At 70.1% G+C, this 22,084-nt stretch carries 18 protein-coding genes, 1 tRNA gene and 1 other RNA gene; 11 read left to right on the top strand and 9 right to left on the bottom strand.

Annotation, left to right across the window (positions count from 1 at the left end; genetic code table 11):
- Positions 1–17 precede the first annotated feature (17 nt).
- Positions 18–791: a hypothetical protein gene (locus ABD882_RS06730; protein WP_345185495.1), complete on the top strand. Its 774-nt coding sequence runs from the start codon at positions 18–20 to the stop codon at positions 789–791.
- A 269-nt stretch (positions 792–1,060) separates the two neighbouring features.
- On the top strand, positions 1,061–1,564 hold the full coding sequence (locus ABD882_RS06725; RefSeq protein ID WP_345185493.1) for a DUF3145 domain-containing protein: 504 nt from the start codon (positions 1,061–1,063) through the stop codon (positions 1,562–1,564).
- 275 nt (positions 1,565–1,839) lie between these two features.
- Here ABD882_RS06725 and ABD882_RS06720 read toward each other — a convergent pair whose 3' ends face one another.
- The 6 genes from ABD882_RS06720 to aceE all read right to left on the bottom strand — a co-directional run bounded on the left by ABD882_RS06720 (position 1,840) and on the right by aceE (position 9,479).
- On the bottom strand, positions 1,840–3,081 hold the full coding sequence (locus ABD882_RS06720) for a beta-ketoacyl-[acyl-carrier-protein] synthase family protein (protein WP_345185492.1): 1,242 nt from the start codon (positions 3,079–3,081) through the stop codon (positions 1,840–1,842).
- Positions 3,082–3,177: 96 nt separating this feature from the next.
- Positions 3,178–3,426 carry an acyl carrier protein gene (locus ABD882_RS06715; protein ID WP_045270633.1) on the bottom strand — a complete coding sequence of 83 codons (249 nt, stop codon included), beginning with the start codon at positions 3,424–3,426 and terminating at the stop codon, positions 3,178–3,180.
- A gap of 61 nt (positions 3,427–3,487) precedes the next feature.
- Positions 3,488–4,486, bottom strand: coding sequence for a beta-ketoacyl-ACP synthase III (locus ABD882_RS06710; RefSeq protein ID WP_345185490.1), 999 nt, complete (start codon positions 4,484–4,486; stop codon positions 3,488–3,490).
- Entirely contained in the window at positions 4,483–5,415 is a 933-nt protein-coding gene (locus ABD882_RS06705; RefSeq protein WP_345185488.1) for an ACP S-malonyltransferase, read from the bottom strand. Before ABD882_RS06705 ends, ABD882_RS06710 begins: the two co-directional genes overlap by 4 nt.
- Positions 5,416–5,520: 105 nt before the next feature.
- Positions 5,521–6,720, bottom strand: a complete 1,200-nt coding sequence (locus ABD882_RS06700) for a PucR family transcriptional regulator (RefSeq protein WP_345185857.1) — start codon at positions 6,718–6,720, stop codon at positions 5,521–5,523.
- Between the two features lie 32 nt (positions 6,721–6,752).
- On the bottom strand, positions 6,753–9,479 hold the full coding sequence (aceE, locus tag ABD882_RS06695; protein ID WP_345185487.1) for a pyruvate dehydrogenase (acetyl-transferring), homodimeric type: 2,727 nt from the start codon (positions 9,477–9,479) through the stop codon (positions 6,753–6,755).
- Between the two features lie 167 nt (positions 9,480–9,646).
- Here aceE and ABD882_RS06690 point away from each other — a divergent pair.
- From ABD882_RS06690 to ABD882_RS06675, 4 genes are all read left to right on the top strand, one after another.
- Positions 9,647–9,720: transfer RNA gene (locus ABD882_RS06690), tRNA-Val, on the top strand.
- A 47-nt stretch (positions 9,721–9,767) separates the two neighbouring features.
- On the top strand, positions 9,768–10,898 hold the full coding sequence (locus ABD882_RS06685; RefSeq protein ID WP_345185485.1) for a pyridoxal-phosphate-dependent aminotransferase family protein: 1,131 nt from the start codon (positions 9,768–9,770) through the stop codon (positions 10,896–10,898).
- A complete protein-coding gene (locus ABD882_RS06680) occupies positions 10,898–11,290 on the top strand; it encodes a YchJ family protein (protein WP_345185483.1) in 393 nt (130 codons plus the stop codon). The genes ABD882_RS06685 and ABD882_RS06680 overlap by 1 nt, the downstream gene beginning before the upstream one ends.
- Before the next feature lie 48 nt (positions 11,291–11,338).
- Positions 11,339–12,094: a zinc ribbon domain-containing protein gene (locus tag ABD882_RS06675; protein ID WP_345185482.1), complete on the top strand. Its 756-nt coding sequence runs from the start codon at positions 11,339–11,341 to the stop codon at positions 12,092–12,094.
- 21 nt (positions 12,095–12,115) lie between these two features.
- Here ABD882_RS06675 and ABD882_RS06670 read toward each other — a convergent pair whose 3' ends face one another.
- Positions 12,116–12,955 carry an aldo/keto reductase gene (locus tag ABD882_RS06670; RefSeq protein ID WP_345185480.1) on the bottom strand — a complete coding sequence of 280 codons (840 nt, stop codon included), beginning with the start codon at positions 12,953–12,955 and terminating at the stop codon, positions 12,116–12,118.
- Between the two features lie 128 nt (positions 12,956–13,083).
- On the opposite strand from ABD882_RS06670, the gene ABD882_RS06665 reads away from it, so the two are divergent.
- On the top strand, positions 13,084–14,796 hold the full coding sequence (locus ABD882_RS06665) for a bifunctional 3'-5' exonuclease/DNA polymerase (protein ID WP_345185479.1): 1,713 nt from the start codon (positions 13,084–13,086) through the stop codon (positions 14,794–14,796).
- 12 nt (positions 14,797–14,808) lie between these two features.
- Positions 14,809–15,175: RNase P RNA component class A (rnpB, locus tag ABD882_RS06660), an RNA gene on the top strand.
- Positions 15,176–15,220: 45 nt separating this feature from the next.
- Here rnpB and ABD882_RS06655 read toward each other — a convergent pair.
- Positions 15,221–16,561: an HNH endonuclease signature motif containing protein gene (locus tag ABD882_RS06655; protein ID WP_345185477.1), complete on the bottom strand. Its 1,341-nt coding sequence runs from the start codon at positions 16,559–16,561 to the stop codon at positions 15,221–15,223.
- A 152-nt stretch (positions 16,562–16,713) separates the two neighbouring features.
- Complete coding sequence (ppgK, locus tag ABD882_RS06650; RefSeq protein ID WP_345185476.1) at positions 16,714–17,457, bottom strand: polyphosphate--glucose phosphotransferase; 744 nt, start codon at positions 17,455–17,457, stop codon at positions 16,714–16,716.
- 66 nt (positions 17,458–17,523) lie between these two features.
- On the opposite strand from ppgK, the gene ABD882_RS06645 reads away from it, so the two are divergent.
- From ABD882_RS06645 to ABD882_RS06635, 3 genes are read left to right on the top strand one after another with little or no spacing between them, the layout of a single operon-like run.
- Complete coding sequence (locus ABD882_RS06645) at positions 17,524–17,730, top strand: SPOR domain-containing protein (protein WP_345185475.1); 207 nt, start codon at positions 17,524–17,526, stop codon at positions 17,728–17,730.
- 5 nt (positions 17,731–17,735) lie between these two features.
- On the top strand, positions 17,736–19,073 hold the full coding sequence (locus tag ABD882_RS06640) for a glutamine synthetase family protein (RefSeq protein ID WP_345185474.1): 1,338 nt from the start codon (positions 17,736–17,738) through the stop codon (positions 19,071–19,073).
- Between the two features lie 12 nt (positions 19,074–19,085).
- A complete protein-coding gene (locus ABD882_RS06635) occupies positions 19,086–22,067 on the top strand; it encodes a bifunctional [glutamine synthetase] adenylyltransferase/[glutamine synthetase]-adenylyl-L-tyrosine phosphorylase (RefSeq protein ID WP_345185472.1) in 2,982 nt (993 codons plus the stop codon).
- Positions 22,068–22,084: the final 17 nt, after the last annotated feature.

Genomic DNA, 22,084 nt, shown 5'->3' with positions numbered 1-22,084 from the left:
AAGGACATGACTCGCTCATGGCATACATCACCTCCGCAGCCCTCGCGGACAAGGGCTTCCTCGTCCTCGACAGCTACAACCAGGAGCTGGACCCCCAGGAGTGGCTCGACATCGAGTACAACGACTGGAAGTCCTCGGGCGACACCCGTTTCGCCCCGCTCGCTTCCGCCAAGGGCGAGATCGAGTGCAACGGCTTCTGGAACCACGTGCCGCCGCGGACCGACAAGGACGGCGTCTGGATCGACGAGCAGACCGCCAAGGCCCCGAACCTGACGCGCCGCGCGCAGGAACCGGGCGCGAACGTCGGCCGGTGCCGTGTGATCGAGCTGCAGCCCACGCCGTACGGCGAGTGCCTCTACAACCTGCACCAGGACGACAACAACCGCCTGAACCCCGACGGCACCGGCTGGGTCGTGCGCGGCTTCTTCAACCTCACCGACGACAAGGACAGCTACTTCGTCCTCCGCGAGAACCGCACCGACCCGAGCGTCGAGTACCGCATCGCCCTGCCGGCCGGCGCGCAGCTGATCGTCGACACCCAGCGTCTCTGGCACGCCACCACCCACAACGGCACCGAGCCTCGCTACTGCCTGATCACCTCGTGGACCTCCGGGCCCGAGCTCGACGCCTACATCGAGAAGTACCACGGCACCCAGGACGTGGAGAACTACCCGGTCGACCAGGCGATCCTGGACGCCGGCTACGAGGAGCAGGCGCGCCGCGACGCCGCCCGTGCCGCGTACTACGCCGCCAAGGGGCAGCAGGAGAAGATCGCGATGAGCGAGGCCTGACCCAGGTCGCCGCTCCGCAAGGGGCCCCTCAGCCGCGCAGTCCCGGCGCGCTTCGCGCGCCCCGCCCGACCCGAGCCAGCGCGGCTGAGGGGCCCCTTGCTGCGCTCGGGGGCATCCTGCTCACGCCAGGAGGTGGAAAAGGGGAAGAAACGAGAGTTACATGCTTGTGATTTCGCTGGGGATCGGTGAGAATGGGCGCATAACCGCATAACGCCGTGCTTCGCGGATCAGGTCGTAGGGGAAGACGCACCTGATGAAACGGAGAGACCATGGCGACAGCACAAGCTCGCGGGGTGGTGTACATCCACTCCGCGCCGCGCGCGCTCTGTCCGCACCTGGAATGGGCGGTCGGACGCGCTATCGGGCGCGCCGTCAACTTCGAGTGGTCGGAGCAGCCCGTCCTGAACGGCGCCCGCCGCGCGGAGTTCTACTGGGACGGCCCGATCGGCACCGGAGCCGCTCTGGCGACCGCGATCCGCGGGTGGGAGCACCTGCGCTTCGAGGTGACCGAGGATCCGACCCCGCGCAGCGACGGCGGCCGCTGGCTGCACACGCCTGACCTCGGTGTGCACTACGCGCAGACCGACGCCGCGGGCAACATCGTCATCGGCGAGGACCGGATCCGCTACGCGATGGAGATCGCCGCGGGCAGCGCCGCGGAACTGCAGCGCGAGCTCGACGTCGCCCTCGGCTCGGCCTGGGACGACGAGCTGGAGCCGTTCCGGCACGCGAGCGACGACGCCCGCGTGGTCTGGCTGCACAAGGTCGGTTGAGCCGCTGTGCTGGAAGGTCGGATAGGACTCGTGTGATCCGGTCCATGTGCTTCGACAGGCTCAGCGGCCGGTCGAGGGGCCCGGATCACACGAAGGGACGCGGACCGCAGGAGGCGTGACTATCGGGGGTCGGAGAGCAGGGACCCGGAACCCGAGAAAGCGAATCCTCGGCCCACGACCGGAGAAGGAACACACGACGACGCAAGGAAGAGAATCGCCCCGCCCGCTTCGAGGAAGAAGCGACCGGGGCGATGCTCGTGTCCGTGGGTACGGGCTCAGCCGTCGTAGGAGCGGAACGCGACGACCGCGTTGTGGCCGCCGAATCCGAACGAGTTGCTGATCCCGAGCTGAGGGCCGGGGCCGAGCGGCTGGGGCTCGCCGGACAGCTGGAACGGCACCGCCGGATCCGGCTCGGTCATGTTGATCGTCGGGGGAGCCACCCGGTCGCGCAGGGCGAGGATCGTGAACACGGCCTCGAGCGCGCCGGTGCCGCCGAGCAGGTGCCCGGTGGACGCCTTGGTCGCCGACACGGGGATCTGGTCGATGCGGTCGCCGAAGACCTTCTTCAGCGCGCCGTACTCGTTCGGGTCGCCGACCGGCGTCGACGTCGCGTGCGCGTTGATGTGGGTGACCTCGTCCGGGGAGGCCCCGGCCTGCGCCAGCGCCTGCTCCACTGCGCGGGCGGCGCCGTGACCCTCGGGGTCGTTGCCAGTGATGTGGTACGAGTCGGCCGACACGCCGCCGCCGACGACGTAGGCGTAGATCTTGGCGCCGCGCGCCTTGGCGTGCTCCTCGGTCTCCATGACCAGCGCCGCGCCGCCCTCGCCCATCACGAAGCCGTCGCGGTCGATCGCGCCGGGACGGGAGGCGTGCTCGGGGTCGTCGTTGCGGCGCGACAGCGCCTGCGCGGACGCGAAGGACGCCATCGTGATCGGGTGGATCGCGGACTCCGCGCCACCGGCGATGATCACGTCGGCGAGGTCGTCCTGCAGGTGCTGGTAGGCGTTCGCGATCGACTCGGTGCTCGAGGCGCAGGCGCTCACGACCGTGCGGGCGAACGCTTTGGCGCCGAAGTAGAGCGACAGGTTGCCCGCTCCCGCGTTCGGCATCAGCATCGGGACGGTGAGCGGCATGACCCGGCGCGGTCCCTTCTCGCGGAGCGTGTCCCACGCATCGAGCAGCGTCCACAGGCCGCCGATCCCGGTGGCCCAGTCGATGCCAAGGCGCTCGGGGGCGACCTCGGGGGCGCCCGCGTCGGCCCACGCCTCGCGGGCGGCGATCATGCCGAACTGCACGGACGGGTCGAGGCGCTTGGCCTCGTGCCGCGGAAGGACCTCCTCCGGCCGGACGGACGCCTCAGCGGCGAACGTGACCGGGATCTGGTAGGTCTCGATCCAGTCGTGCGTGAGCGTGTGCGTGCCGGAGACGCCGGCGAGCAGGTTGGCCCAGTTCTCCGGGGCGGTGCCGCCGAGGGCGGACGTGGCACCGATGCCGGTGACGACGATGCGCTTGGTCATGCGTGATCCTTCTCAGGGAGCGTTAGGGGAGGCGGAGGATGCCACGCCCCGCGCCCTTCGACAGGCTCGGGGACCCGGGGGTGGCATCCGCGGGTGTCACTCCTGGCCGGCGACGATGAAGCTCACGGCGTCCCCGACGGTCTTGAGGTTCTTGACCTCGTCGTCGGGGATGGTGACGCCGAACTTCTCCTCCGCGTTGACGACGATCGTCATCATGGAGATCGAGTCGATGTCCAGGTCGTCGGTGAAGGACTTCTCCAGAGCGACCTCCGAGGCGTCGATGCCGGTCTCGTCGGTGATGAGCTCTGCAAGGCCCGCGAGGACCTCGTCGTTGCTGAAGGCCATGTTTTCCTCTTTCGTTGGATGGTTTCGAACCGGTGAACAGTCTAGGAGGCGGCGCGCCCGCTCAGGGGAGCACGACCACCTGCGCGCCGAACACCAGACCGGCGCCGAAGCCGATCTGCAGCGCGAGGCCCCCGCTGAGCTCCGGGTGCTCCTGCAGCAGCCGATGCGTGGCGAGCGGGATGGAGGCGGCGGACGTGTTTCCGGTCGTCTCGATGTCCCGCGCGATCACGGTCGACTCGGGGAGCTTGAGCTGCTTCGCGAACTCGTCGACGATGCGCATGTTCGCCTGATGCGGGATGAACGCGGCGAGATCGGACGCCTCGATGCCGGCCAGCTCGAGCGCCTGCTTGGCGACCTTGGCCATCTCCCAGACCGCCCAGCGGAACACCGTCGGGCCCTCCTGCCGCAGCGTGGGCCAGGGGGCCTTGCCGTCGCGGAAGTCGGTGAGCGTGTGGTTCATGCCGACCGCATCGGCCTTCGAGCCGTCCGAGCCCCACACCGTGGCGGAGATGCCGGGCGTGTCGCTCGGGCCGATCACGACCGCGCCCGCACCGTCGCCGAGTAGGAACGAGATGCTCCGGTCGGTCGGGTCGACGACGTCGGACAGCTTCTCCGCACCGATCACGAGAGCATGCCGAGCGGCGCCCGCGCGGATGAGCGCGTCGGCCTGCGCGACGGCGTAGGCGTATCCCGCGCACGCGGCGTTGATGTCGTAGGCCGCGGCGGGGTTCGCGCCGACGCGATCGGCGACGATCGCGGACACCGACGGGGTCTGCTTCGGGTTGCTGATCGTGGCGACGATCACGACGTCGATGTCGGAGGGAGCGACACCGGACTTCTCGATGGCCTCGCGCGCGGCGGTCGTGGACAGGTCGATCGCGTCGGTGGTCGCCACCGCCCGTGTGCGGGTGATGATCCCGGTGCGCTGGCGGATCCACTCGTCGCTCGAGTCGATCGGGCCGATCAGGTCGTCGTTGGGCACGACGTTCTCGCCGCGTGCCGCGCCGACGGAGTAGATGCGGGTGAACGCGGGGCCGGAAGCCTGCTTCAGCGTGGTCATGCTGCTTCTCCGTTCGAGGGGGTGTTCAGCAGCGCCACGGCCGCATCGAGGTCGTCAGGGGTCTTCACGGCGACGGCGGGGACGCCGCGCAGCCCGCGCTTGGCGAGCCCGGTGAGGGCGCCGGCCGGGGTGAGCTCGATGAGGCCGGTGATGCCGTGCGCGGCGAACGAGGCCATGCACAGGTCCCAGCGGACGGGCGAGGAGACCTGCGTCACCAGGTTCTGCAGGGCTGTGGCTCCGTCGCCGAGGACGGATCCGTCCTTATTGGTCCACAGGGTCAGCGCCGGGTCAGCGGCGTCGACGCCTCCGGCGGCGTCGCGTAGCAGGGCCACGGCGGACGCCATGTAGTCCGTGTGGAAGGCTCCGGCGACCTGGAGCGGGATCACGCGGGATCCGCGCACCGGTGTCTCGGCCAGAGCGGTGAGGGCGGGAAGGGCGCCCGCCGCGACGATCTGGCCGCCGCCGTTGTAGTTGGCGGGTGTGAGATCGAGATCGGCGAGCAGAGCGAGGACCGCCTCCTCGTCGCCGCCGACGACGGCGCTCATCCCCGTGGGGGTCTGCGCTGCCGCGTCCGCCATCGCGCGCCCGCGGATGCCGACGAGAGTCATCGCGGTGATGCCGTCGAAGACTCCTGCGGCCGCGACGGCAGCGAACTCGCCGACCGAGTGCCCGGCGATTCCGTCGGGGCCACGGCCGGCACGCTCACGCAAGGCCTTGTCGGCGATGAGGGACGCGGCCACGATCAGCGGCTGCGCGATGCGGGTGTCGCGGATCGTGTCGGCGTCCGAGATCGTGCCGTGCGTCACCAGATCGACCTCGGCGGCGTCCGAATACGCGGCCAGGTCCTCGGCCACGCCGTCGAGCTCGAGCCAGGGGGAGAGGAAGCCGGGGGTCTGGGAACCCTGACCCGGGCATGCGAAGACGATCACCTGTACAGTCTGCCAACGATCTGCGGGATTCGGTGGCATAACCCTCACAAGATTCCGCAGAACGATTGTGCGATGCGCACAGCCTTCGACAGGCTCAGGGACCGATCAGCGCGGGCGGCGGGGGCGCAGGCCACGGCGGACCGGATCCGTGATGCCGATCGTGCCGAGCACGAGCGCGGTCTGCAGGATGAACGCTTCGCGCGGGCCGGTGGCGTCCCAGCCGATCACCTCGCTGATCCGCTTCAGCCGGTACCGCACCGTGTTCGGGTGCACGAAGAGCTCGCGGGCGGTGGCTTCGAGGGACCGACCGTTGTCGAGGTAGCTCCACAGCGTCGTGACGAGGTCGGTGGAGTGGTCGTGCAACGGGCGGAAGACCCGCTCGATGAGGGTCTGCTTGGCCAGCGGATCACCCGCGATTGCCCGTTCCGGGAGGAGCTCATCGGCGTCCACGGGACGTGGCGCGCCGCGCCAGGCGCGCGCCACCGCGAAGCCGGCCAGCGCCGCTCTGGCGCTCTGACCGGCGTCCACGAGCGCCGCCACGGCGGGCCCGACCACGACGTATCCCGGGCCGAATGACGGTTCGAGCGTGCGCGCCATGTCGCCGAACGAGACCTCGTCCGGCTCGCCGCCGTCCTCGCGGGTCTCGAGCTTGGCACGCCCGATCACGAGCACCAGCCGGGATCCCTGCACCCCGATCAGCACGTCGACGGCGAGCTTGCGCGCGGTGCGGCGCACCTGGTCCACGTCGAACTGCGACGGGGTGGTGCCGACGATGACGCACACCTCGCCGTGCCCGTGCCAGCCGAGTGCGGCGATCCTGCTGGGGAGCTCCTCGTCGGCCTCGCCCGTGAGGATCGAGTCGACCACCAGGGCTTCCAGCCGTGCGTCCCAGAGACCGCGGGCCTCGGCGGCGCGGGCGTACACATCGGCGGCCGCGAAGGCGACGTCGCGCGAGTAGAGCAGGATCGCGTCACGCAGGTTCCGGCCCTTGCCCGCGACCCGATCCTCGGTGACCTCGACCGTGACGCGGATGAGCTGCAGCGTCTGCTGCAGGCTCACGCTGCGCAGCAGCTCGCGGGGAGCCGCGGCGAAGATGTCGGCCGCGATCCACGGCGTCGACGTCGGATCGTCATACCACTGGATGAACGACGTGATGCCGGCCTGTGCCACCAGCCCGACGGCGGAGCGTCGGGCCGGTGGCATCTCGGCGTACCAGGGCAGCGAGTCCTCGAGACGCTGCAGCGTCGCGGTGGCGAGGTCGCCGGAGATGCGGCGCAGCCACGCCAGCGTCTCCTGCTTGTTCATCTCCGGGGGTGTGCTCACGGGCGGTCAGGGGGTCAGCTGTCGCCGCCGGCGTTCCCGCTCGTGCCCGCGTTCACGTTGTGCAGGTCGTACTTCGCGATCGCCTGGCCGACCACGGAACGGTCGATCCTGCCCTCGTCCGCCAGCGCCTGCAGGGCGCGCACGACCATGGACGGGCCGTCGATCTTGAAGAAGCGACGAGCAGCGGCACGCGTGTCGGCGAAGCCGAAGCCGTCGGCGCCCAGCGTGTAGTACCCGCCGGGCACCCACTGCCGGATCTGGTCCTGCACCGCGTGCATGTAGTCGCTGGTGGCGATGAACGGACCCTGCGCGTCCCGCAGCTTGGTGGTCAGGTACGCGGTGCGCGGCTCCTCGTCCGGGTGCAGGAAGTTGTGCTCGTCGGCGGCGAGGCCGTCGCGGCGAAGCTCGGTCCAGCTGGTGACCGACCACACGTCGGCGGTCACGCCCCAGTCGTTGCGCAGCAGCTGCTGCGCCTCCATTGCCCACGGCACGCCAACGCCCGAGGCGAGCAGCTGCACGCGCTGCCCGTCTCCCTCGCCGACCGAGATGCGGTGCAGACCCTTGCGGATCCCCTCGACATCCACGTCCGCCGGCTCGGCCGGCTGGCGCATCGGCTCGTTGTACACCGTGAGGTAGTACATGACGTTGGGGTCGGGGTGGTTCCCGCCGTACATCTGCTCGATGCCGGCCTGCACGATGTGCGAGACCTCGTAGCCGTACGCCGCGTCGTAGACGAGCGTGGCGGGGTTCGTCGACGCGAGCAGCGGCGAGTGCCCGTCGGCGTGCTGGGTGCCCTCGCCGGTCAGCGTGGTGCGACCCGCGGTGGCGCCGATGACGAAGCCGCGCGCCATCTGGTCGCCGGCGGCCCAGAACGCGTCACCGGTGCGCTGGTAGCCGAACATCGAGTAGAAGATGTAGATCGGGATCAGCGGCTCACCGTGCGTCGAGTACGACGTCGAGGTCGCGGTGAACGCGGCCACAGCGCCCGCCTCGTTGATGCCGACGTGCATGAGCTGGCCCTGCGGGCTCTCCTTGTACGCGAGCAGCAGCTCCCGGTCGACCGAGGTGTAGTTCTGGCCGTTCGGGTTGTAGATCTTCGCGGTCGGGAAGTACGCGTCCATGCCGAACGTGCGCGCCTCGTCCGGGATGATCGGGACGATCCGCTCGCCGAAGCCCTTGACCCGCATGAGGTCCTTGACCATGCGCACGAACGCCATGGTCGTGGCGACCTCCTGGTTGCCGGATCCCTTCTTCGGCAGCGCGTAGTCCTTGTCCTGCGGCAGCTCCAGGTCCACATGCGTGGTGCGGCGCTCGGGCAGGAATCCGCCCAGGTCGCGGCGGCGCTCGAGCATGTACTGGATCGTCTCGTCGTTCTCTCCCGGGTGGAAGTACGGCGGACGGTACGGATCGGCCTCGAGCTGCGCGTCCGAGATCGGGATGTGCATCGTGTCGCGGAACAGCTTCAGGTCGTCCAGCGTCATCTTCTTCATCTGGTGCGTCGCGTTGCGGCCCTCGAAGTGCGGGCCGAGGCCGTAGCCCTTGACGGTCTTCGCGATGATGACGGTCGGCTGCCCCTTGTGCTCCATGGCCGCCTTGTAGGCCGCGTACACCTTGCGGTAGTCGTGGCCGCCGCGGCGGAGGCGCCAGATCTCGTCGTCCGTGTAGTCCTTGACCAGGGCCAGGGCGCGCTCGTCGCGACCGAAGAAGTTCTCGCGCACGTAGGCGCCGCTCTCGGCCTTGTAGGTCTGGTAGTCGCCGTCGGGGGTGACGTTCATCAGGTTCAGCAGGGCGCCGTCGGTGTCGCGGGAGAGCAGCTTGTCCCACTCCCGGCCCCACACCACCTTGATGACGTTCCAGCCGGCGCCGCGGAAGTAGCTCTCCAGCTCCTGGATGATCTTGCCGTTGCCGCGCACCGGGCCGTCCAGGCGCTGCAGGTTGGCGTTGATCACGAAGGTGAGGTTGTCCAGGCCCTCGTTCGCCGCGACCTGCAGCTGTCCGCGCGACTCGACCTCGTCCATCTCGCCGTCGCCGAGGAACGCCCACACGTGGGAGTCGGCGACGTCCTTGATGCCGCGGTTGGCGAGGTACTTGTTCGTCATCGCCTGGTAGATCGCGTTGATCGGGCCGAGGCCCATCGACACCGTCGGGAACTGCCAGAACTCCGGCATCATCCGGGGGTGCGGGTACGACGGCAGGCCGTTCGGCGCGCCGGACTTCTCCTGGCGGAACGCGTCGAGCTGGTGCTCGCTGATCCGGCCCTCGAGGAAACCGCGGGCGTAGGCGCCGGGGGAGGCGTGCCCCTGGTAGAAGATCTGATCGCCGCCCGAGGGGTGGTTCTGCCCCCGGAAGAAGTGGTTGAAGCCGACCTCGTACAGCGAGGCGGCCGAGGCGTAGGTGGAGATGTGGCCACCGACGCCGATGCCGGGGCGCTGCGCGCGGTGCACGGTGATCGCGGCGTTCCACCGGATCCAGTGCCGGTAGCGGCGCTCGAGGTCTTCGTCGCCCGGGAAGGCAGGCTCGTTCTCCGGGGCGATCGTGTTGATGTAGTCCGTGGTCGGGACCATCGGCACGCCCAGATGCAAGTCCTTCGAGCGCTTGAGCAGGCTGAGCATGATCTCGCGCCCGCGGCCGTGGCCCTTCGCGTCGACGAGCTCGTCGAGCGACTGCTGCCACTCGGTGGTCTCTTCGGGGTCGCTGTCGAGCGGGCCCTGGGAGTACGGATCCTGGTCGTGAACAGTCACAGGGGGCCTTTCGTCTGTCTGGCTGGTCGAGCCAACGAAGTCGGGATGCCACGCGGGGGAGTCTTGTCGACTCCGCACAAAGGCGCGCGGATCCAGCCTATCCCTGTTCCTCCCCCGAGGCGGTGCGCGACGGAGGACGCGGCAGCGGCGGCTAAAGTCGGAGGTGCGCGCCTATAGCTCAGTCGGTTAGAGCACCTCGTTTACACCGAGGGGGTCGGGAGTTCGAGTCTCTCTGGGCGCACCGCAGACGACGTGCCGCGATCCGGTCGTTCGTGGCAAGGTGGGGCCATGCATCTTCCGCACGATGAGGTCGATCCCGGTGGCCTGCTGGAGTACTCGGTGGTCTTCACGGACCGCTCCCTGAACCACATGTCCGAGCGTTTCATCGGGGTGATGCAGAGCATCCAGTCTGATCTGCGTGCCGCGTACGGCGCCGCGACGACCGCGATCGTTCCCGGTGGCGGCACCTATGCCATGGAAGCAGTCGCACGCCAGCTCGCCACGGGTCGACGCTGCCTCATCGTGCGCAACGGCCTGTTCTCCTACCGCTGGTCCCAGATCCTGGACGCGGGGGAGATCTCGCCGAACGTGGTGGTGTGCGCTGCCCGCCCGGTCGATGACTCTGCGCAGCCGGGCTGGGCGCCGGCCCCGATCGACGAGGTCGTCGCGGCGATCCGCGCCCAGCGCAGCGAGGTCGTGTTCGCCCCGCATGTGGAGACGGCCGCGGGGATCCTGCTCTCGGACGAGTACGTGCGCGCCCTCGCGGACGCCGTGCACGAGGTCGGCGGTCTGCTCGTGCTGGACTCGATCGCGTCCGGCGCGCTCTGGGTGGACATCGCCGCCCTCGGCGTAGACGTGCTGCTGAGCGCCCCGCAGAAGGGCTGGAGCGGATCCCCAGGTGCGGGATACGTCATGCTCGGCGACGTTGCGCGCGAGGCGGTGCTGACGCGCACCTCGTCGAGCTTCGCGATCGATCTCGCGAAGTGGCTGTGGATCTCCGAGGAGTACCGCCAGGGCCGCGCGCCCTATCACGCGACGATGCCCACCGACACACTGCAGCACAACGCCGTGGTGATGACCGAGACCCGCGAGCGCAGCTTCGAGGCGCTGCGCGCGGCGCAGTGGGACCTCGGCACCCGCGTGCGCGCTCTGCTCGCAGAACGGGGCCTGCCCTCGGTGGCCGCGGACGGATTCGCGTCGCCGAGTGTCGCGGTCGTGCACACCACCGATCCGGGGCTGCGCACGGGAGTCCTGTTCCGCGAGCAGGGTCTGCAGATCGCGGCCGGCGTGCCGCTGCACTGCGGTGAGCCGGAGTCGTTCTCGACGTTCCGGATCGGCCTGTTCGGCCTGGACAAGCTCGCCGACGTGGACGGCACGGTGCAGCGACTGGCTGACGCGCTCGACCGGATCGGCGTCTGATGGCGGCCCCATCTGCCGCGGGCCGGTGCCCGTGCGGCAGCGGGGACGCCTACGAGGCCTGTTGCGGGCCGATCCTGTCGGGGCGTCCCGCACCGACCGCCGAACGCCTGATGCGCTCGCGGTACACGGCGTTCGCTGTGGGGGACGCCGCATATCTGCGGCGCTCCTGGCATCCGTCCACGCGGCCGGATGCGATCGACATCGACCCTGAGCTGCGCTGGCTCCGGCTGGACATCATCGGGAAAGAGGCGGGCGGCCCGTTCGATGCGGCCGGCGTGGTCGAGTTCGAGGCGATCCACCGCGACGCGAGCGGACGAGGCGTGCTGAGAGAACGCAGCCGCTTCGTGCGCGAGGGCGGGCGCTGGTACTACGTCGACGGCGATGTGGCGTGACGCAACTCCCGACGTCGGCGCACCCCGCGCTGGCGTAGGTTTGATCGCGTGAAAGCCAACCCCGTGCACCAGCTCGTGCTCCTCGACATCGCCGACATCGATCGCCGCATCGTGCAGTCGGAGTATGCCCGCACGCACCCCGCGCAGGGGGATCGAATCAACGAGCTCTCGGCCCAGCGTCAGGGGCAGCTGCGCGAGCTCACCCAGCTGGCCGGCGCCAGGGATGACGTGCAGACCGAGCTGAAGCGTCTCGAGTCCGACGTGGTGCTCGCCGCACAGCGCCGGGATCGCGACGCGGGCCGGCTCGCGGCGACGCAGAACGCCAAGGACGCGGTCGCGCTCGAGCAGGAGATCGTGAGCCTCGGGCGCCGCATCAGCGACCTGGAGGACGCGGAACTGGAGCTCATGGCACGTCTCGAAGACGCGGAAGCGGCCGTTGCCGCGCAGCAGGCGCTCATCGACGAGACGGTCTCCGAGGGGACCCGGCTGACGGTGGAGGCGAAGGCGCTCATCGCCGCGGCCACGAGCTCGCTGGAGCAGCTCGGGCGCGACCGGGTCGCGCTCGTCGACTCGGTCTCGCCGTCGCTCATGGCCGAGTATCAGCGCCGGGTGGGACGCACGGCGGGCGCGGCGCTGCTGCGCCGGGGGACCTGCGAGGGCTGCCGGATGGTGCTGCCCGGCACGGATCTGAACCTGATCCGCCTCGCCGCCGACGACGAGGTGGTGTCGTGCCCCGAGTGCGGCTGCATCCTGATCCGCACGGAGGAGTCGGGCCTGGGCTCGAACGCCCCGGCTGCCGACTGATTCCGCTCTGACCCGGGTGGCTCAGAGCTCCTCGTGCGTGGCGGGGTCGGCTGCCCAGAGCCGGCCGTCCGCGCGGCCGAGGGCCGTGATCGCCGCGACCTCCTCGGCCGTGAGCCTCACCTGAGCCGCGGTCAGGTTCAGCGCCTGATGCTCGAGCGAGGCGGCCTTGGGAATGGCCACGACGCCGCGGGCCGCATGCCAGGCCAGCACGGCCTGCGCCGGCGTGATCCTGTGCGCCTCGGCGACCGTGATGATCGACGGATCCTGCAGGATCTCTCCGGCCTTGCCGAGCGGACTCCATGCCTCGGTGATGATGCCGCGCTCGCGGTGGTAGTCGAGCGCCTCCTGCTGGGGGAATCGCGGATGAAGCTCGATCTGGTTCACGACCGGCCGCACGCCGGTGGCGTCCTCGATCTTCTCCAGGTGCTCGGGCAGGAAGTTCGACACCCCGATCTGGCGCACCAGTCCGAGTTCGCGGGCCTCGATGAGCGCGGCCCAGGCCTCGACGTACCGATCGATCCGAGGGTTCGGCCAGTGGATGAGCAGCAGGTCGATCGCGTCCACCCCGAGGCGGAATCGGCTCTCCTCGATCGTGACCAGTGCCTTGTGCCTGGCGTGGTGGCGGCCGGCGATCTTCGTGGTGACGATGAGCTCGCCGCGATCCACCGCCGCACCCGAGATGCCCCAGCCGACCGCGCCCTCGTTCTCGTAGTTGAACGCGGTGTCGATGAGCCGGTAGCCGCTCTCGATGCCGCTTCTGACCGCGTCCGCGCCTTCCTCGCCGCGGAAGTCGTAGGTGCCCAGGCCCTGCGCGGGCAGGGCGAAGCCGTTGTGGGCGATGAAGGGCGATGCGTCGGACACAGGGTCTCCTCTCCGGTTCCTCAACGCTAGCCCGCCACGACGACATCCGCCTCGGCCTCGATACAAGTCGACACACGCGGGGCGCGTCCTGTGGCCCGGCGTCGGTCACGGCGCGTAGATTCGAAGACATGATCGAACGCGCAGCTCCGCAGGAGATCATGCTGGGGCGCGGCGGGTCGGGTGAGTCCTGGAGTGCGGTGCAGCTCGACGGGGCCGGTGTCGAGCTCGGCCGCGAGAGCATTGCCCCTCAGGATCTCGCGTCGACGGTCGCGGTGTGGGAGGCGTCCGCGCGGCCGCGCTGGATTCTGCGCAGCCTGCGCGACGTCTACCCGCCGCTGCTCGCAGCCGGCGTGCGGATCCACCGCGCGCACGACCTGCTGCTGTGTCACGCGATCCTCCGCGACACGGCGAGCCTCGCCGTGCCGGTCCCCGCGTCGGGCCGATGGATCCGCGTCGATCCGCTGATCGGGGCGGAGGCGCCGGCGCTGTTCTCGCTGCAGGAGGGGACGGGCGAGACGCCGCAGATCGACGAGCTGCTCGAGGAGTACGCCAGGCAGCGGGCGGCGCTCAGCCGCGCCCCCGACAGCCGCCTCGCACTGCTCTGTGCCGCCGAGTCGACCGGATCCCTCGTCGCCGAGGAGATGACCGCCGCAGGGCTGCCGTGGAGCACGGCCGAGCATGAGCGGCTGCTGCGCGAGGCGCTCGGGCCCCGCCCCGCCTCGGGTGCGCGCCCGGCCCGGATGGCCGAGCTCGCCGCCCGCATCGCCGACGCGCTGGAGGATCCCTCGCTCAACCCGGACAGCCCGCCGCGACTGCTGAAGTCGCTGCGGCGGGCCGGGATCGTGGTCGACTCGACCTCGCGGTGGGAGCTGAGCGAGATCGAGCATCCTGTCGTGGAGCCGCTGCTCGCGTACAAGAAGCTCGCCCGGCTCTACGCTGCGAACGGCTGGGCGTGGCTGTCCGAGTGGGTGCACGAGGAGCGGTTCCGGCCGGTCTACCTGACCGGCGGCGTCGTCACCGGCCGGTGGGCGTCCAGCGGCGGGGGAGCGCTGCAGATTCCCCGGAGCCTGCGTCCGGCGGTGCGCTCCGACGACGGGTGGGTGCTGATCTGCGCTGATGTCGCGCAGCTGGAGCCGCGCGTGCTCGCCGCGATGTCGAAGGACACGGCGATGGCGGGAGCCGCGCGCGGCGCCGACCTGTACGAGGGCGTGGTGCGCTCGGGCGCGGTGCAGACCCGGCAGGAGGCGAAATATGCGGTCCTCGGGGCGATGTACGGTGCCACCACCGGTCCGAGCGGACGCCTCGGGCCGCGGCTGCGCAGCGTCTTCCCCCGTGCGATGGCGCTCGTCGACGGTGCAGCGAAGACCGGTGAGGACGGCGGAGTGGTGAGCACGCTGCTCGGCCGCAGCTCGCCCCGGCCGGACACCGCGTGGACGTCCGCGCAGTCGCGGGCCAGCGACCCCGACGCCGACGGCTCCGACGAACGGTTCGCCCGCAGCAGGGCGAGGGACCGCGGACGGTTCACCCGCAACTTCGTCGTGCAGGGCACCGCGGCCGAGTGGGCGCTGCTCTGGCTGGCGGAGATCCGGCACCGGCTCTGGACCCTGCCGGACGCACGGACCTCGGCGGACCGTTCAGGGCCGGTGTTCGCGCGGCGGGCGCATCTGGCGTTCTTCCTGCACGACGAGGTGATCGTGCATGCGCCGCGCGAGCTGGCCGATGCGGCGGCACGCTGCGTCGAGGAGGCAGCGGTGGCGGCGACCCGGCGACTGTTCCCCGGGTTCGAGATCGACGTCCCCTTGGATCTGAAGATCGCCGAAGATGCGGGTAAGGACTCGTAGACTGGATCCGAACGGGTCGGCTGGACGGTCGCGTGGCGGGCAACCGCACCGAGGAACGTCCGGGCTCCACAGGGCAGGGCGGTGGGTAACACCCACCCGGAGCAATCCGCGAGACAGTGCCACAGAGAGAAGACCGCCCCCGGTCGCAAGGCCGCGGGGTAAGGGTGAAAGGGTGGTGTAAGAGACCACCGGGGGCCGTGGTGACACGGCCCGCCAGGTAAACCTCGCCCGGAGCAAGGCCAGACAGGGGATGATGACGCGGCTCGCCGAGTCCCCGGGTAGGCCGCTGGAGCGGCGCGGCAACGCGTCGCCGAGAGAGATGACCGTCGATGGGGCTTCGGCCCCGGCACAGAACCCGGCGTACAGGCCGGCCCGTTCACAAACTGGAGACTGATCAGGATTTCCCGGTCAGCTCGTCGCCGTCTCAGAACGGTGGCGGGTCGGTCGTGTGGAATCCGGTCGGGCTGGTGACCTCTACCGTGCGATCCTCTCGGCTCCGGAAGTGGAACCGGGTGCGGTGATTGCGCGCGTGGTCGGCGGGGCATAGCGGGCGCAGGTTGCCGACGTCGGTCGGCCCGCCTCGAGCCCACGCCCGCTCGTGGTCGAGATCGGCATCGAGCGCGAGCCGGGTGCACCCGTCTCTCGCACAGGTCCCGTGTCGCAGGATCAGCCAGTCGCGTTGCGCTGTGGTGGGGCGGTACGTGCGGCGGTCCATGTCGAGCACGACGCCGCGGACCGGATCCGTGATCACCCGCCGGAACGCCGTCGCCTCCAGGAACAGCTGCTGAGCGGTGAGCGGATCGATCGGCCCGTGCCCGACGAGCTGCGCCTGGGTGAGCGAGGTGACCGGGTTGCCCGCACCGCCCGTCAGCGTAGCGGTGCCGGCTGTCGCCGTCCCCGCGCCGGCGAGGAGTCCGGCGGGAATCGTGACGAACACCTTCGTCTTCACTGCAGACGACGTGCCGACCCCGCACAGCCAATCACCGAACAGATCCGCACGGATCTGATCACGGGTGCGCTGCTCGCGCCGATCCTTCTGCAGGTGCTTCGCCGTCGCGGTGAGGCGCCGCTTGATCGCGAGCGCGGTGATCGTCGGCACCAGCGCCATCACCCACGACATGCCGTCATCGGCATCCTCGACGACGACGCGACGGTCGGCCATCCCACGGGCGTGCTTCGAGTCCTGGGACGCAGGATCCAGCCGAGCGACCAGAAGCTTCAGCCGCCGCCGGAACGCAGGCAGCGACAGAGACATCGCCCACTCTGCACTGGCCTGATCGATCAGGCTGATCGCCTCCGCCGCATATTCGCGCTCGGCACGGTCAGCGCCCACCGGCGCCCGCAGGCGCAGAGCCGCGGAGACCGCCGCCTCGACGAAGCGCAGGGCGGCGAGGCCCTCCCACGCCTGCGCCCACAGCAGCGGCAAGAACTCCGGGGCCGTCTCGGCGATGCACTGCAGCCGGCGCACCTCGTCCTCCGAGACCTGCAACCGCAGGGACACCTCGAAGATCGCGGACCGCAGAGAGTGATCGGCGTCATCGGCCGCGTCACCGACCGTGTAGATCTCGGGATGGCGACGGACGTGCTCCAGCACCGTGCACACCCCGACAGCACGACGCGCCGCACGGCGGTTGATCGCGACATCGTCCTGGATCAGATCGTCCAGCAGACGCGCCGCGACGAATGTCTCATCCACCTGCTCACGACCGACCGAAACGGCCGCGAAATCGCCGTCCGCCTCGACATCGTCTGTGGTGAAGTCCATACCACAGTCTAGCACAAAGATACGAAAATAGCCGGAATTGGCGATCGATTTGAGTCCAAGAAGCGCGGCTTCTGGCGCAGACTAGCTCATGCATACGAACGAGGCCCGGATCCGCAGGACGCGGATCCGGGCCTCTTCGACGTGGGGGCGGGTCAGTCGGCGGCGAGGGACGCGGCGCCGATGATACCGGACGAGTTGCGGTGGATCGCGGCGACGATGGGGGTGTTCAGCTCGAGCAGGGGCAGGAACTTCTCCGGGTGCTTGGAGACGCCGCCGCCGACCACGAACAGGTCGGGGCTGAACAGGAACTCGACGTGCGAGAAGAAGTCCTGCAGGTGCGCGGACCACTCCTCCCAGCTGAGCTTGTCGCGCTCCATCGCGGAGTACGCGGCCCACTTCTCGATCGAGTCCCCGCGGAACGACAGATGCCCGAGCTCGGTGTTCGGCACGAGCACGCCGTCGTACAGGAACGCGGATCCGATGCCGGTGCCGAGGGTGGCGAGGATCGTCAGGCCCTGGGCGTCTCGGGCCGCACCATGGCGACTCTCCGCGACACCGGCGGCGTCTGCGTCGTTCACGAAGGTGATCTGGCGGCCCAGGCCGTCCTCGAAGAAGCGCTCGGCCTCGAAGCCGATCCAGTCCTTCGAGATGTTCGCGGCGGAGAGGGTCTTGCCATGCTTGACGATCGCCGGGAAGGCGACGCCGAGAGGGAGGGTGGGATCCTCCAGCTTCAGAGTCGTGAGCACCTCTTTGACGGCCGCGAGGACGTCTGCAGGGGCCGCGCCCTGCGGGGTGGGGACCCGGATCCGGTCCGAGTCGAGAGTGCCGTGCTCGAGGTCGACGAGTCCCGCCTTGATGCCGGTCCCGCCGATGTCCACGCCGATCGCTTTTGCCATGCGCAACAGCCTAGCGAGCGGCGGGGACGCCAGTAGGATCGTGACAGGCACAGCGGAGGAGAAGCGATGTCCGGCGAGAACAAGTACTGGTTCAACAGCAGCACCGGTGAGGTCGAGTACGGCCTGGAGTCGCCGTCGATCGACCGGATCGGTCCCTTCGACTCCGCAGAGGAGGCCGCTCGCGCACCACAGGTGCTGCAGGAGCGCGCGAAGGCCTGGGCGGACGAGGATGCCGCCGAGGACAACTGGGGCGGCTCGGACGGCACTCGATGAGCGGGATGGACAAGCAGCGCGACTTCGTGCTGCGCACCATCGAGGAGCGCGGCGTCAAGTTCATCCGGCTCTGGTTCACCGACGTCATCGGCACGCTGAAGTCGGTGGCCATCGCCCCGGCCGAGGTCGAGGGCGCGTTCGCCGAGGGCATCGGGTTCGACGGCTCCGCGATCGAGGGCCTCACTCGCAGCTTCGAGTCGGATCTGCTCGCCCAGCCGGATCCCACGACCTTCCAGATCCTGCCCTGGCGCGGTGAGATCGATCCGACCGCCCGGATGTTCTGCGACCTGACGACGCCGGACGGCCGCCCGGCCGTCGCCGACCCGCGGCACGTGCTCAAGCGCACCCTCGCGAAGGCCGCGGATGCCGGTTTCACCTTCTACACGCACCCGGAGATCGAGTTCTACCTGCTGAAGTCGTCGCAGTTCGGGCCGGAGGGCCCGGTGCCGGTCGATTCGGCCGGCTACTTCGACAACGTCCCCGGTGGCACCGCGCACGACTTCCGCCGCCGTTCTGTGCGGATGCTGGAGGACCTCGGCATCTCCGTCGAGTACAGCCACCACGAGGGCGGCCCGGGTCAGAACGAGATCGACCTGCGCTACGCTGACGCCCTCACCACGGCCGACAACATCATGACGTTCCGCACCGTCGTCAAGGAGGTCGCGATCGAGCAGGGCGTGTACGCGACGTTCATGCCGAAGCCGCTCAGCGACCACCCCGGCAGCGGCATGCACACGCACATGTCGCTGTTCGAGGGCGACATGAACGCGTTCTACGAGGAGGGCGCGAAGTACCAGCTCTCACGCACCGGCCGTCAGTTCATCGCGGGGCTCCTCCGCCACGCCAACGAGATCGCCGCCGTCACGAACCAGTTCGTGAACTCGTACAAGCGGCTGTGGGGCGGGGACGAGGCGCCCAGCTTCGTCACGTGGGGCCATGCGAACCGCTCGGCGCTGATCCGGGTGCCGATGTACAAGCCGAACAAGGGGCAGTCCTCGCGCGTCGAGTACCGTGCGCTGGACTCGGCGACGAACCCGTACCTCGCGTACGCGCTCATGCTCGCCGCCGGTCTCAAGGGCATCGAAGAGGACTACGAGCTGCCTCCCGAGGCCGAGGACAACGTGTGGTCGCTGAACGACGCCGAGCGCCGCGCGCTGGGCTACGCTCCGCTGCCCGCGAGCCTCGACCACGCGCTGGAATTCATGGAGGAGTCGGAGCTGGTGGCTGAGACGCTCGGCGAGCAGGTCTTCAACTACGTGCTGCTGAACAAGCGCAAGGAGTGGGAGGCGTACCGCGGCCAGGTCACGCCGTTCGAGCTCAAGAGCAACCTCGAACTGCTCTGAGCCGGGGCGCCCGTGGCACGTTCCGACGACTCCCTTTCGCTGACGGCGCTCGCCCGGCTCGGTTTCGTCGGGCTGTCCGCGGCGACCTCGGGGCTGCATGAGCTGTCCGGGATCACCGGGATCGCGCCCGTCGAGCTCATCGACCGGATGCGCAGCGCGGATCCGGACGAGGCTCTCGCGGGGCTCATCCGGGTCGGCCGCCGCGATGCGTCGCTGCTCGGCCCGGTGCTCCGCGACGAGCGCACGAGGGCCCGCGCCTGGCGGGTGTTCGGTGCGTCCCCCGGGCTCGCCCGGTTCTTCGAGCGGCGCCCGGACGAGCTGGATGTGCTCCGCGACCTCCGGGTCGCGCTGCCGACCGCCGGAGAGCTGCGGGCGGCGCTGCTCGCCGCCGTGCACGCGGAGGGCGGATTCGCGCGTGCCGACGACGCCGAGGCGCGCACCCGGCTGAGGATCGCGTATCGCCGCGCCGTCGCCGGGATCGCGGCGCTCGACCTCGACGCGGCGGATCCGGTGGCCGCGACCGATGCGGTGTCTGCGGCTCTCGCCGATGCCGCCTCCGCAGCGCTCGAGGCGGCGCTCGCGATCGCCCGCACGGTCGTCGCCGGCGACTCCGCGGCCGGTCGTCGTGAGGTCGGGCTCACGCGGCTCGCGATCATCGGGATGGGCAAGGCCGGGGCGCGCGAGCTGAACTACGTCAGCGATGTCGATGTGATCTACGTGGCGGGAACCTTCGACGAGGAGGAGCTCGCCGAGTCCCGGGCGATCGATGTCGCGACCCGGCTCGCCCGTGAGAGCATGCAGGCGCTGTCGGGCATCGAGGCCGAGCCGCCGCTGTGGGAGGTCGACGCCGCCCTGCGTCCGGAAGGCAAGCAGGGAGCCCTGGTGCGCTCGCTGGCCTCGCACGTCGCGTATTACGACCGCTGGGCGAAGAGCTGGGAGTTCCAGGCCCTCCTGAAGGCGCGACCGATCGCCGGAGACCCCGAGCTCGGCCGCGCCTACATCGAGGCCGTGCAGCCGAAGGTGTGGTCCAGCGCCGCTCGACAGGACTTCGTCGGCAGCGTGCAGCGCATGCGCGAGCGCGTCACCGAGCACATCGACCCGGACGACGTGCCCTACCAGCTCAAACTCGGCCCCGGAGGGCTGCGCGACATCGAGTTCACCGTGCAGCTGCTGCAGCTCGTGCACGGACTCACGGATCCGGCGATCCGCACCCGCGGCACCCTCGAGTCGCTCGACGCGCTCGTCGCCGGTGGGTACATCGGCCGCGCCGAGGCCGGGCTGTTCGCACACGACTACCGCGTGCTGCGCCTCATCGAGCATCGGCTGCAGCTGCGCGAGATGCAGCGCACCCATCTGGTGCCGCGCGAGGAGGACGCCCTGCGCGTGCTCGCCCGCGCCACGGGCCTCGCCGAGACGGCGGAGGGGATCCGCCGGGTCTGGGAGGACGTGCGCCGTGAGGTGCGCGACCTGCACACGCGACTGTTCTACCGGCCGCTGCTGAGCGCGGTCGCCTCGCTGCCGGAGGAGGAGCGCACGCTCTCCGCGGACCGGGCGCACGACCGCCTCGCCGCGATCGGGTTCCGCGACCCTGCCGGGGCGCTCCGGCACATCGGCGCGCTCACCACGGGACTCAGCCGCAAGACGACGATCCAGAAGCACCTGATGCCGATCATGGTGCGCTGGTTCGCGGATGGCACGGATCCGGACTACGGACTCGTCGCGTTCCGCCGGATCAGCGAGCGCCTCGGCGACACCCCGTGGTTCCTGCGCATGCTGCGCGACTCCTCCGGCGCGGCCGAGCGGCTGACCAGGGTGCTGTCGACGTCGAGGTACGTCGGCGAGCTGATGGAGTGGATCCCGGAATCCGTCGCGTGGCTGGAGAGCACCGAGCAGCTGCGCCCGCGCGGGTCGCAGGCGCTGGACGAGGAGGCCAGGGCGATCCAGACCCGCCACGACACGATCGCCGATGCGATGCGGTCCGTGCGGGCCCTCCGCCGGCGTGAGCTGCTGCGCACGGCGATGGGCGCCGTGCTCGACGTGCTCACGATCGACGAGGTCGCGATCGCCCTCACCGACATCACCGAGGCGACCATCCAAGCCGCGCTGCGCGCGGTCCGTCGCGAGGTCGTGCCCCCGGAGGATGACGCGCTGGACTTCTCCGTCATCGCGATGGGACGCTTCGGCGGCGCGGAGCTGGGGTTCGGATCCGATGCCGACGTGCTGTTCGTGTATGAGGCGAACAGGGTGGAGGCGCAGCGGGCTCAGCAGCTCTCCGCGCGCATCGTGGCGGGGCTGCGCGAGCATCTCGCCGACCACCGCCTGCCGCTCGAGCTCGATGCCGATCTGCGCCCCGAAGGCCGCAACGGCCCGGTCGTGCGCAGTCTGGACGCGTACGCGGCGTACTACCGGCGCTGGTCCGTCTCCTGGGAGGCGCAGGCGCTGCTGCGGGCCAGGGGAGTGGCCGGCAGCCACCGGCTCATCGAGCGCTTCCTGGACCTCGCCGACGGCGTGCGCTACCCGGAGTCGCTCGACGACGCCTCGCTGCGCGAGATCAAGCGGATCAAGGCGCGGGTCGAGGGGGAGCGGCTTCCGCAGGGTGTGGATCCGCGCCGGCACCTCAAGCTGGGCCCCGGCACGATCAGCGACGTGGAGTGGCTGATCCAGGTGGTGCAGCTGCAGCATGCGCACGCGGTGCCGGCGCTGCGCACCACCTCCACGCTCGGCGCGCTCGAGGTCGCGGTGGCGGAGGGGCTCGTGCCGGCGGTCGCCGGCGAACGGCTGCGCGAGGCCTGGCGGCTGTCCAGCCGGCTCCGCTCCGCGATGACCCTGCTCGGCGGCCAGACCAGGGACGTGCTGCCGGTGGACCCCCGTGAGCTGGACGGCGTGGGCAGGATCCTCGGCTACCCGGATCGCTCCGCCACCGCGGTCGAGGAGGAGTATCTCGGCGTCACCCGCCGGGCTCGCCGCGACTTCGAGAAGCTGTTCTACGGCTGAGCAGCGACTCATACGGC

The sequence above is a fragment of the Microbacterium panaciterrae genome, from assembly GCF_039541635.1.
GTDB classification, from domain to species: domain Bacteria; phylum Actinomycetota; class Actinomycetes; order Actinomycetales; family Microbacteriaceae; genus Microbacterium; species Microbacterium panaciterrae.
The sequence above is the reverse complement of the archived record's forward strand: the minus strand, read 5'-3'. Positions and strand labels throughout refer to the sequence as shown.